The following is a 12,268-nucleotide window of genomic DNA, read 5'->3' as shown; positions in this document are numbered from 1 at the left end:
CAGAACGGCGAGCCGCGGGCGGGGCGGCGGCGCGTTCAGGCGAGGAGCTTGTCGATAAGGTGGCCGTGCACGTCGGTCAGGCGGAAGTCGCGGCCTTGGTAGTGGTAGGTCAGCCGGCGGTGGTCGAGGCCGAGCAGGTGGAGGATCGTCGCTTGCACGTCGTGCACGTGGACCGGGTCGTCGGTGACGTGGAAACCGAGCTCGTCGGTCGCGCCGATCGACACGCCGCGTCGAACGCCGCCCCCGGCGAACCACATCGTGAACGCTTGGGGGTGATGGTCTCGCCCGTTCACCCGGTTGTTCGCGGCGCTCGACTCGACCATCGGCGTGCGGCCGAACTCGCCCCCCCAGACGACGAGCGTCTTGTCGAGCAAGCCGCGCTGTTTCAGGTCGGCGATTAGCGCGGCGCTCGCCTGGTCGGTTTGCCCGCACTGGTCGCGGAGCCCAGACTCGACGTCGCTGTGGTGGTCCCAACCCTTGTGGTAAACGTTGACGAACCGCACGCCGCGTTCCACCAGCCGCCGCGCGAGCAAGCAGTTGCGAGCGAAGGAGGGCGCGTCGGGGTCGGCGCCGTAGGCGGCGAGCGTCTCCTCCGACTCGCTACGCAGGTCAGCCAACTCCGGCGCACGGGACTGCATCTTGTAAGCGGTCTCGTACGCGTTGATCCGCGTTTCGATGGCGGGGTCGGCAAGGCGGTCCAAGCGGCGTCGGTTGAGGGCTTGGACGAGGTCGATCGTGTCGCGCTGCGCCCGCTCATCGACGCCCGGCGGGTTCGACGCGAACAAGATCGGGTCGCCCGTCGAGCGGAACGGCGTGCCGGCGTAGGCGCCCGGGAGGAAGCCGTTGGTCCAGTTGGCCGCGCCGCCGCTCGTGCCGCCGCCCGAGGAGAGGACCACGAAACCGGGAAGGTCCTCGGCCTCGCTGCCGAGGCCGTACGTCACCCACGATCCCATCGAGGGCCTCCCCGGCAGAGGGAACCCGCTGTTGAAGAAGATCTGCGCCGGCGCGTGGTTGAACTGATCGGTCTGGATCGACTTGACGATGGCGATATCGTCGACGACCTTCGCCAGGTGGGGCAACGCAGACGACAGCTCGGCGCCGCAATCGCCGTGTTTGGCGAACTCGAAACGCGGCCCGAGGAGGCCCGCGTCGGGCCGGATGAACGCGTACCGCTGGTCGCCGATCACGCTCGGCGGCAGCGGCTTGCCCTCGAGTTCGGCGAGTTTCGGCTTGTAGTCGAATAGGTCCAGCTGGCTGGGCGCGCCGGCCATGAACAGGAAGATGACCGACTCGACCTTCGGCTCGAAGTGCGGCGCCTTCGGCGCGAGGGGGTCGGCGCGGCGCGACGCCGCGCGGGCGGGGTTTCCGGCGAGCAGGCTCGCCAAAGCGATCTTCCCCACGCCGACGCCGCAGTCTTGGAAGAAGTGGCGGCGCGTGACCCCGCGCAGCGCGCCTCGGTCGGTCGGGGTGTCACGTTGCATGGCGCCGGCGTGCTTGTTGGAGAGCGGGGTGGTCACGGGCGGGTGACGACTTCGTCGAGGTTCAACAGTGCGCGGCAAGCGAGCATCCAGGCGGCGAGCTCCACCGGGTCGTCGCCCGCGGTCAGGCTCACCAGTCCGTCGCCGTAGGCCAGTCGCACCGAGTCGAGCTGCGCCGCGCCGGGTCCGGCCCCTAGGTCGAGCCGGAGCGTGCGGAGTGGCCCGTTTGTGGCGAACTCCAGGTGGTAGGCGCCCCAGCGATCCGCCGGGGCCTTCGCGTCGGCGCGGCGCTCGGGCGACTCGGTGGGCTCGTCGAGCGTTGTCCAATAAAGCTCGATCGACCCGGCCTCGGCCAAGCGGGCGTCGAACTCCAGCGTGTAGCGTCCGGCCGGCGCCTCGACGTCGACGCCCACGAAGGGATCGGGGCCGGTCGCGTCGACGACCAGCCGGCCATCGGCGGGCACGAGCCGCGCGTCGTTGCGGGCGGTCCACCCCTGGGCGCCGTTGTCGAACGTCCACTGGATCGAGGGCCCGGCGTTGAGGACTCGCAACGCGTCGAGCTGGCCGCTCTCGAGGCGCTCTCTCTGCTGTTCGACAAAGCGCAAGACGCTCGCCACCTCTTGCGGCTCGGGCGGCCGCGTGACGCACCGCCGGATCGCAGCGACCGCACGCTCACGCGGCGCCGAGTCGTTCTGCACCAGGCCGATCGCCATCGCCCGGGCGGCCTCAACCACGACCTCGTCGTTGAGCATCGCGAGCGACTGCAGCGGCGTGTTGGATCGGTCGCGACGTGGCACGCAGCTCTCCCCGCTGGGGGCGTCGAAGAGCGAGAAGGCGGCGTACGGCGCCGTCCGCTTGTTGAACGTGTAGAGGCCGCGTCGGTAGCGGTCCTCTCCGGTGCTCACGACCCAATCGAGCGGTCCGTAGGCGGCCTCGGTTACGCCGGGCGGCTGGGGGGGGAACACGCTCGGCCCGCCCAGCTTCGGCGACAGCAGTCCCGACGACTCGAGCACCACGTCGCGCACCGATTCGGCGTCGAGGCGGATGCGCGACGCGCGTGCCAGCCAGCGGTTCTCGGGGTCGACGTCGGCGGCGGCCGGATGGGCGGCGCTGCGGCGGTAGGCGTCGCTGGTGACGATCAACTTGTGCAACGCCTTGCGTGACCAGCCGTTGCTGCGAAACTCATCCGCGAGCCAGTCGAGCAGGTCGGGGTGGCTGGGGAACTCTCCTTGCAGCCCGAAGTCTTCGCTGGTCTTCACGAGGCCCCGGCCGAAGAAGGCTTGCCAGTAGCGGTTCACGACCACCCGGGGCGTTAGCGGGTTGGCGTCGTTGACCAGCCAACGAGCCAGGTCGAGCCGGTCCGCGGGCCCGTCGCCGGGCAGCGGGGGCAGCACCGACGGCGTGTCCGGTTCAACCTGCTCCCGCCGTTTGAGGTACTCGCCGCGGTGTCGCCGATGGGTCTCGCGCGGGTGCTCGGTCCTTTCGCGCATGACGAGCGCGGTGGGCCGCTCGATCATCTGGTTCCGCAGCGCGGCCAGCTCGTCGTGTTCCGCCTGGAGCACGGGAGTCCGCTTTAGGAAGGCCGCCCGAACCAGCCCGCGCTGCGTGTCGTCGCGTTCGGTTTCAGGGGTGCGGATGGCTTTGGCGGTCGGCTCGTCGAAGCCGGTCGCTTCGACGGGGAGCTCGGAATCTGTCAGCGACAGGCGGAACCTGCCCAGACCGGCCGGATAGAACGAGTCGTGCCGGAGAGTTAGCTTGAGTTGCTCGCCCGGTGAGAGTTCGACCGGTTTGGCGAATCGGAGCACAAGCGACTGCCGTTCTCGCTGGCGGCCGTGCACCGTCCAGCCGGTGTCGGCGCGGCCATCGATCGCCATCGCGGGCTCGAGGCCCGGGGGGGTGAAAGTCGCCGTCGCGGCGGCGAAGCCGATCGATCGGTCGCCCTCGGGACCGTGAGCAACCGCTTCTACCTCCGTGAGCAAAAAGCCGCCGAGACCCGCGCCGTCGTTCTCGGTGATCGTCCGACGGCCGCTGCCGCCGCCCGGCAAGGACTCGTCTGGGATGGCCTCGATCCGGATCGCCGTGACCGCGGGGGTCGCCGGATCCAGCTTGACGTCGTAGCGGTCGGCGTTGGTGACGTCGCCCGACACGAGGACCGACGCATCCGGCAGCACCTCGGTCGATGGCAGGTTTGTCTCGACCTGCTCCGGCCGGATCGGAGTCCAGTCGGCCAGAAGGCCGCGAATCTCCTCCGCCCATTGGCTGGCGGCGTCCTCCAGGGGCGGCGCCTCGCCGGTGGCGGCCTTCGCCGCGTAGCGCTCGGCGAGCGAGTCGGACAACGCCCGGATCTCGGAGCCGACCGCCGCCTCGCGTCGGTCGGCTTCGGCCGACGGCAGCGCGAGGGTGGGCTCGTCGGAGTTGTTGAGCAACGCGAAGAACGCGTAGTAGTCCTTGTGAGTGATTGGGTCGTACTTGTGCGTGTGGCACTGAGCGCACCCGATCGTCAGTCCGAGCCACGTCGTGCCGGTTGTGTTGACACGATCGACAACCGAGAGGAACCGGAACTCTTGCGGGTCGATGCCCCCTTCCTCGTTGGTCATCGTGTTGCGGTGGAAGCCCGTCGCGACGAGCTGCGCGGTCGAGGGCGCGGGGAGCATGTCGCCGGCGACCTGCTCGACCGTGAACTGGTCGAACGGCATGTCGGCGTTGATCGCGTCGATGACCCAGTCGCGGTAACGCCACATCTCGCGCGGGCGGTCTTTCTCGTAGCCCTTCGTGTCGGAGTACCGCGCCAGGTCCAGCCACTTGCGCGCCCAACGCTCCCCGTAGTGTGGCGAGGCCAGCAAGCGGTCGACGAGTTCTCCGTATGCCTCGTCGGTGGGGTTGGCCGCGAATCGGTCGGCCTCCTCTGGGCTGGGCGGCAGCCCAATTAGGTCGAGATAGACCCGCCGGACCATCGTGTGAGGGTCGGCCGGGGGGGCGGGCTCGAGCCCTTGCTCCGTGAGGCGGCGGCCGATGAACCGGTCGATCGGGTGCGCGGCCGCGCCGTCGGGCGGCCCGGGGCGGCGCACCGGCTCGAACGCCCAGTGCGGGCGGTACTCTCCCCCCTGCTCTATCCACCTGCGCAGGACGTCGATCTCGTCGGGCGAGAGGGACTTTCCCGAGTCGGGCGGCGGCATCTGCATCGAAGGCTCCGTTTCCTCGATCCGCAGCACCACCTCGCTCGCCTGCGGGTCGCCCGGCACGACAGCGGAGTAGCCCCCGCGGTCCTCGTACGCGGCCTGCTCCTCGTCGAGGCGCAGGCCGGCCTCGCGGGTCGCTTCGTCGGGGCCGTGGCAGAAGAAGCACTTCGCCGAGAGGATCGGTCGGACGTGCCGCACGTAGTCGACTGGCTCCTCTCGCGCAACGGCCGAAGCCACCACGGTGGCCGTGGCGACGGCGATGAGACTTTGCACTCTCTTCATGGGTCGGTCACCTCCGCTGGATCGCCCAAGCTCTTGATGAACGCGACAAGAGCATCGACCTCGCTCTCGCTGAGTTGGCCCTGGAAGCTTGGCATAACGGGTCGGTACCCGGCGCGGACTTTCGCCATGGGGTTGAGGATGGATTCGCGGAGGTAATTCTCGTCGACCGCGACTGTCTCGCCCGAAGTCAGCTCCGACTCGGTCCCAAAAGCTCCTCGAAAGCTCGGGCCGCCGCCGGGGCGTCGGGTCCCGTCGGTCGAATGGCATTGCTGGCACCCGCGACGCTCGTAGAGCAGCTTGCCGGCCTCTAGCGGCGGCAGCCGCTTGGTTAGGTCGCCGGCTTCGGCGAGCCACTGATCGAACTCTTCTTGTTCGTGGACCACCACATGGGCCAGCATACCCGAGTGATTCACGCCGCAGTATTCGGCGCAGTAGAGCGGGTGGCTGTGCCCCGGCGGAGTGGGCTCGGGCGCCTCGAACCAAGCGGAAGAGAACCGGCCCGGCACGCAGTCCATCTTCAGGCGGAAGGCCGGTATGTACACGCTGTGGATCACGTCTGCCGAGGTCATCAGCAGACGCACCGGCCGACCCGCGGGAACGTGCAGGTCTGGGTCGATATACCCGTTGGGGTACTCGAAAGACCAGTTCCACTTTTGGGCGCGGACGCGTACTTCGTACGCGCCGACCGGCTCGGTGCGGAAGTCGAGGTAGCCGGTCATCCCGCGGTAGAACACGATCGCAACGACGATGGCCGGCGCGATCGACCAGGCCGCTTCCAAGCCGTTGTGGTGAGTTATCGTGTGGGCGCCGCTGCCCCAGTCCCGCGCCCGGTAAGCCCAAACGAACCCCGCCATGACAGCGACGATCGGGCCGGCGCAAGCGAGGCACACTCCGGTGATGAACCAGAACAGGTCGTCGACCGCTGCCGCGCCGGTCGACGCGGCCGGGGGCAACAGGCCGTCGCCCGGCACGGGCTGGCGGTAGTCTGCTTGGCCCGGTGGCTTGGGCTTGGTCTCCGCGAGGCCGTCGGGTGCGGCGGCGGCGATCGTTGAAGGGTCGAGCCACGTGGCGACGGCTCGCCGTTCGTCACGCCAAGCGGCCCACAGCACGGCGCGGGAGATCGCGTCGCGGAGCGGCTCGGCCGCCATGGCAGACGGGTCCTCGGGCGCGGCGAGATGAACGCGCCGGCCGGCGTCGGCGGGCGCGTCGCTCCAGGCGACTGCTCGCTCGGCGCCTTCGGTGGCGTACACCAGCCACGGCTCGAGCTCCGACTGCAAGCGAGGCCAGCCAACGATCTCGACGGACTTGGCGGGGCCGAAAGTGGGGGATCGCGAGGGATCGGTCCCAGACAAACTCGCGGTTTCGCCCGACGGCGGCTCGTCGGCCGGCGCCACGTGCAGGAACACCACGCCCACCCCCAGACGCCGCATCAGGTCGACGTGTTGCTCTAGCCGTGCGGGGACCTCGTCGATTGGCTTCCCTTCGGCGGCCTGCCGCACGAGCACAACCGCACGGGACTCTGCGATCACTCGCTGGTCGGCGGGCCAATCGGTGTCCGGCGCCACGATGGCCGCGAGCTCGTCCTGCTGGTTGAGCGTGCTCGCCACGAGTTCGGCCCACCGACGCAGCCGATTCGCCTGCGCCGGATCGTCGGACGATTGGGGAGCAACCATCACCTTCGCCAGCCGCTGCTGGTTGGCGCCGAGCGCGAACTCGACCCAGTTCACGGCGACCACCGGCTCGGCGCCCGCGCCGCCTGGTGCGACTAAGTAAACGTCGGTGAGGCCACCCGTCGCCTGCAGCGGTGACTCGACCTCGGCGTACGATCCGGCGGGCAACTGGACGGCGGCGATGACCGGGCCGTCGGGAGAATCGGCGCGGAGCTCGACGCGCTGCGGCTCGGGGCGGAGAGAGATCCCGCGGACACGCACGCTCGGCGCGAGGTCCGGCCGCATGCCCCGAAAACACGCCCAGCCGCCGGGCGCGAAGAAGCCGACCATGCCGCCTTCGCCCTCGAACACATCGACAGACGTCATGCCGGAGGAGCGGTCGGCGAACGCCGGCTTCTTGCGGCGGGAGTGGAGCACCGCGGCGCCCACGCCGGTCGCGGGCGGGATCCCGTCGACGCCGAGGTCGGTGTATTCGGCCTCAAGAACCAGCACGCCGGCGTCGCCCCGGTGGTTGGGTTTCTCCGGCGCCAGGAAAGTAGAGGTCTGTCCCGTAACGACTTGTTGCGTGCGATCGCTCGCCACGCCGAGTACCCACTGGGCCATCGACCGGGCTTCGTCGATCGTGTGGTGGGGGTGGGCAGGCATGGCCTTCGCCCCCCAAACGCCGGCGCCGCCCGAGACGATCTTTTCTGCAAGTCGATCGACCGCCGCTGAGTCGCCCGCGTAGCGTTGGGCCACTTGGAGGTAGGCCGGGCCGCCGCCCGACGCGTTGGTCGCGTGGCAAGAGAAGCAGGTCGACTTCCGCATCGTCGCCAAGGCCGGGTCGATGGCCGCATCGTCCCCCAACTGCCGCCGTTGCCGGTAAGTCGCCCGCACGACGATCGACGCGTCCGGCAGCTCGTGGGACTCGGTCGAGCCGTCTTCCTCGTCGACGACGCTGGCCTTGTACTTGATCGGGTCGCCCCAATCGAAAAAGCCGCCGTCCAGCGGCGCTTGCAGCTCGACGACCGGCGGCGCGTTGCCGACACTGACCTGAACCGCCGCCGCGGCAGAGGCCCCTTTCGTGTCGGTCACCACGACGCCGACCGAGTGTGCCCCCCGCTCCGTCAGGTCGAGCCGGAGCCGGTAGCCCGTTTCGCCCTTGAGTTCGCCGCCATCGAGCGACCAGGCGTAGCTGAGTGTGTCGTCCGGGTCCGGGTCGGTCGAGCCGCTGGCGTCGAGTTCGACGGTGAGCGGCGCCTTACCGACGGTGCTCGAGGCGGTGAGCGATGGCTTGGGCGGTCGATTGCCGCGGCGGTAAACGATGCGGGTAATCTGTGCGTCGCGGTTGTCGAACCACTTGTCGCCGAATTCGAGCACGAGCAAGGAGCCGTCGGGCGCGGGCTTCAACGCGATCGGCTTGCGGAACAACGCGTTGGGCATGAACGGCTCGATACGGGCGGGACGCCCCTGCCCGTCGAGCCACACGGCCTTGATCCAGTTCCGCGACCAGTCGTGGATGAACCAGGCTCCGTCGTAGCGCTCGGGGAGGCGGATCGTCGCGTCCTGCGAGTCGTTCCAACGGTAAACGGGCCCCGCCATGGCCGAACGCCCGCCCGCCCCCAGCTCGGGAAAGAGTTGCGACTCCTCGCTCGGGTACCAGATGATCGCCGGACGGGCCGGGGGGAGCCGCACCGCCCCCGTGTTGTTACGCGAGTCATTGATCGGCGCGGCCGGGTCGAAGGCGTCGCCGAGTTCTCCGGTCGCGAAGTCGTAGTCGCGGTACGCCTCGTTCGGCCCGACAAACAGCGGCCAGCCGAAGTTCCCGGCGGTGCGGGTCGCGTTGAATTCGTCGTAGCCCTCCGGGCCGATGGGCACGTCCATCGCGATGTTGGGGCCGACGTCTCCCCAGAGGAGCGTGCCGGTGGCGTCGTCGTAGCTGATTCGGAAGGGGTTGCGACAGCCCATCGCGTAGATCTCGGGGCGGCCTCCTTTGCCGTCGGCGAACAGGTTGCCGGCCGGGATCGTGTAGCCACCTCGCCCATCGGGACGGATCCGGAGTATGGCCCCGCGGAGGTCGCGCGAGTTGCCGCTCGTGCGGCGGGCGTCCAGGTGCTCGTTGCCCGGGCGCTCGTCGAGTGGCAGTTCGGGGATTGGGATCGTGTTGTCGCCCGTGCCGATGAACAGATCGCCGGCCTCGGACACGGCGAGGCCGCCCCCCATGTGGACGGCGAAGTCCATGTCGATCGGGTACTCGAGCAACGGCTGCTCCGCCGCTAGGTCGAGCCGGTCGTCGCGTAGCGGGACCCGTGAAACGCGGATCACGCTCGGCTTGGTTTGCGGGCAATACATCACGTAAAGCCCGGGCCGTTCGGAGTAGTCGTGCGGCGTCGCGAGGCCCATCAGGCCCACCTCACCGAATAGGCCAACCTCCAGGCGCCCGACTTCGATGGCCGAGTTCGAGTTGGGGGCGATCGACTTGATGACGCCTGCGCGCTCGGCGAAGTAGATCCGGCCTTCGGGGGTAACGTCCATCTGCATCGGGTCCACGGCTGCGGCGTAGACCACCTGCCGCTCGAACCGGCCCCAATCCACCGACGCCGCGGTCTCCTGCGGCCGAGCGGTGTCATCAGCCCAGAGTGGCGAAGCGAGTGTTAGCGCGAGCAGCACCGGCAGGACAGGCTGCGCTGCCGGAACCGAGACCACGTTGGCTGAGTGACGACGAAGCAAACGGAGCGGCGACGTTTAGGTCGATGTTGGCGGAGCAAAAGCGGAGGGTGCAGCCCTTACGACGCCGGCGGAATCGTCCGTCCGGCCGACCCCTAACTGTCTGGCGGTACCAGCAAGTCGTCGCCAAGAGAGAAAACTTAACGGGCAAAACGCGGCGCCAGCTGCCGGCGGGCGTCGGCGCGGGGGTGCTGGCTGTGGGCCGAGGCGAGAAGCGTGTGAAGTGGAAGGCCGGGTAGAAGTTTTCTAAATTCTGGCCGCTCGGGCGCGATAAACCGTTAGTTGCGACACCCCGGCAACGATCAGTCCCGAGGGCGAGGGGTCCGTGGGCCAGGGGCCGGGCGATCGCCTGCGGATGACCGCGGTGCGGACCCCATGCCAGAGTGGCTAACGGGAAAAATGACTCTTGCTGCAGAACTGCACGCCCCGACCGGCAGCCCTGATGTCTTCAACGCCCCAAGACGACTTCGCACGGCTGTTTATCGAGAACCAGGGCAGGCTCTACGGCTATATCGCCACGTTGCTCCCGAATCGGGACGACGCCGAGGAAGTCCTGCAACGCACCTCGATGGTGCTGTGGCAGAAATGGGAACAGTTCGACGCGGAGCGAGGTTTTCTCCCCTGGGCGAGGGCGATCGCGCTGAACGAGATCCGCAACCTGCTGCGGCGGAGTGAACGACGCAACGTGCACCTGTCGGAGCCGGTCATCGAGATGCTGGCTAGCGAGATCGAGCAGCAGCCGGACGAGCGTCGGTCGGCGGCGTTGTCGGGGTGCCTCGACCGGCTCCAGCAGCGCCAGCGGGAGCTGGTCGAGCGATGCTACCTCGGATCCTCAGGGATCAACGCGATCGCTGAGTCGCTAGGGCTGTCCCCGGCGGCGCTGTACATGCGGCTGCACCGCATACGAAAGAATCTGGTCGAGTGTGTGAATCGAGAGCTGAGCCGGAGCCCGGCCTGAGGCCACTACCCAACCAACCCCGATTGCGGCGACCGCCAGCCAAGAGCCTGCTTGTGAGCGACTCATCAGACACGCCGATCACCGAGCAGCTCGACGAGCTGACGCGGCAAGTCTGCGACGGCACGATCGCCCCCTCCGATCGGGACAGGCTCGAGCAGTTGCTGCGAGAGCACCCGAGCCTCCGGCGGCCCTACCTCGATTATCTGCAGGTCAACGCGGGCCTTGTCTGGCGCCACCGCACAGGCCGACTCGACAGCGCGGGAGGCCTCGCCCGCACCCATGGCCGCCCCGCAAGACCGACTTCACCACCGGCACGCCCCGGATCATCGTCGATGCGGTGGCTCCTGGTGGGGGGGGTGCTAGCGACTTCGGCTGCGGTCGCCGCCGTCGCTCTCTTGGCGCCGAAGGACGCGGCGGGACCGGCCGACCAGAACTCGTCGGATCGGATGACCCTTGTAGTCGATGACGGCGGTTTCGTCGCCACGCTTCGCGAATCGACCGCGGCGGTATGGAGCAACGGCGCCGCGCCACTCGATGTGGGGGGACGGGTGGGCAGCGGGGAGCTCCGCCTGGGGGCGGGCCGGGCCGACCTGGTGCTGGATTCCGGCGTGCGGATCGTCGTGGAGGGGCCGGCCGATTTGGCGATCGAATCGGCCGACTCGGCGTTCCTTCGCAGCGGCAAGGTCGCCGTTTACGTGCCGCAACACGCGATCGGCTTCACGCTCACTACGCCCACTTCGACGCTAGTCGACCAAGGCACGGAGTTCGGCGTCGTGGCGGACGACTCCGGCGCGACCGAGGTGCATGTCTTCCGAGGGCAAGTCGACTTGGTTTATCCGGCCGACGGCGACAACGGCCAGACGCCGCGTCACTCGCTGACGGACCGCCAGGCTTGGCGCGTCGCGGAGGCGGGCACACGCGGCGCCGGCGTGGAGTTCTCGCCGGCGACCTTCCGCGGGCTGGCCGACCAGATCGTCGAGCCCATCCTCTGGTCCACCGCCAAGGGCGGCAACGGGCACTACTACCAGATCGTCGTACACGAGGCGCCGCTCACGTGGCAACAAGCCGCGTTGGATGCCTACAACCGCTACCACAAGGGCTTGCCGGGCCACCTGCTCACGGTCACCTCAGAGGAGGAGCACCGGTTCGTCGTCAATCGTTTGATCGGCGACCGCCCGCTGCCCAGCGCGTGGATGGGGATCACGGACGTGTTGCGGGAGGGCTACTTCCGCTGGGTAACCGGCGAGCCAGTGGAGTACGAGTGCTGGGCCGTCGCGCCGCTCAAACAGCCCGACAACTACATCGAGAGGCAAGGGCACGGCGGCGAGGACTACGGGATGTACACCAGCCTGGCCGGCGCGCCGTGGGCGTGGAACGACCTGAGCAACGACAGCATCCACCAAACGGTCTGGGTTTCGCTGGTCGAATACGAGCCAACGTCCGAAGACCGGCGCGACTGCTCGATCGCCTCGGAGCCGATCGGTTGGACGCGCGACCTCGGCGGCGACGGGCAGCACTACCGCCTGGTGATGTCGTTGCAGCCCCTGTCTTGGGACGAGGCCGCCGAGCGGGCGAGCGAGACGAGCTTGCTGGGTGTCGCGGGCCAACTCGCCGCGTTCGAGACAGAAGCCGAGCGTGACTTCGTCGTTGACACGATTCTGAAAGTGTGCGGCGTCGCAGAGAACTTCGTCGGCCTGCGCGGCGAGTCGCCCGACGAGCCGCGGTGGGTCACCGGCGCGCCGCTGGCGTTTGACCCTCACACGACGCCGAACATCCCGACCGACCGCGTGTACGGACAGATGCGTTGGCTCGACGGGGCCTGGCGGTTGCAGACCGTTCCCTGGGAGCGTCGGCCCGCGGGGTGGTTTGGTTATCTTGTCGAGTACCCGGCCCCGGGGTCGGGCGAGCGAGGGGAAGGGAGTTAACAACGAGAGTTACAGCGCTGTGTGTCGGAACGCCGTTTAAGCGGCGACTTATCTTTTCCACCTGAAGGCA

5 protein-coding genes are annotated in these 12,268 nt (G+C 68.7%); 2 read left to right on the top strand and 3 right to left on the bottom strand.

All coding sequences use genetic code 11. From position 1 onward, the window contains the following. Nucleotides 1-35: 35 nt before the first annotated feature. From RIC11_RS14705 to coxB, 3 genes are read right to left on the bottom strand one after another with little or no spacing between them, the layout of a single operon-like run. Nucleotides 36-1,517, bottom strand: a complete 1,482-nt coding sequence (locus RIC11_RS14705) for a DUF1501 domain-containing protein (RefSeq protein WP_350212596.1) — start codon at nucleotides 1,515-1,517, stop codon at nucleotides 36-38. Next, the gene (locus tag RIC11_RS14700; protein ID WP_350212594.1) at nucleotides 1,514-4,939 is read right to left on the bottom strand and encodes a DUF1553 domain-containing protein; all 3,426 of its coding nucleotides are present in this window, start codon (nucleotides 4,937-4,939) and stop codon (nucleotides 1,514-1,516) included. Before RIC11_RS14700 ends, RIC11_RS14705 begins: the two co-directional genes overlap by 4 nt. Beyond that, nucleotides 4,936-9,183, bottom strand: coding sequence for a cytochrome c oxidase subunit II (gene coxB / locus RIC11_RS14695; RefSeq protein WP_350212592.1), 4,248 nt, complete (start codon nucleotides 9,181-9,183; stop codon nucleotides 4,936-4,938). Before coxB ends, RIC11_RS14700 begins: the two co-directional genes overlap by 4 nt. Nucleotides 9,184-9,757: 574 nt before the next feature. Here coxB and RIC11_RS14690 point away from each other — a divergent pair. Further along, a complete protein-coding gene (locus RIC11_RS14690; protein ID WP_350212590.1) occupies nucleotides 9,758-10,273 on the top strand; it encodes a sigma-70 family RNA polymerase sigma factor in 516 nt (171 codons plus the stop codon). A gap of 53 nt (nucleotides 10,274-10,326) precedes the next feature. Further along, nucleotides 10,327-12,198 carry a lectin-like protein gene (locus RIC11_RS14685; RefSeq protein WP_350212588.1) on the top strand — a complete coding sequence of 624 codons (1,872 nt, stop codon included), beginning with the start codon at nucleotides 10,327-10,329 and terminating at the stop codon, nucleotides 12,196-12,198. Nucleotides 12,199-12,268 lie beyond the last annotated feature (70 nt).

Source organism: Botrimarina sp. (assembly GCF_040219535.1).
Lineage (GTDB): Bacteria > Planctomycetota > Planctomycetia > Pirellulales > Lacipirellulaceae > Botrimarina.
The sequence above is the reverse complement of the archived record's forward strand: the minus strand, read 5'-3'. Positions and strand labels throughout refer to the sequence as shown.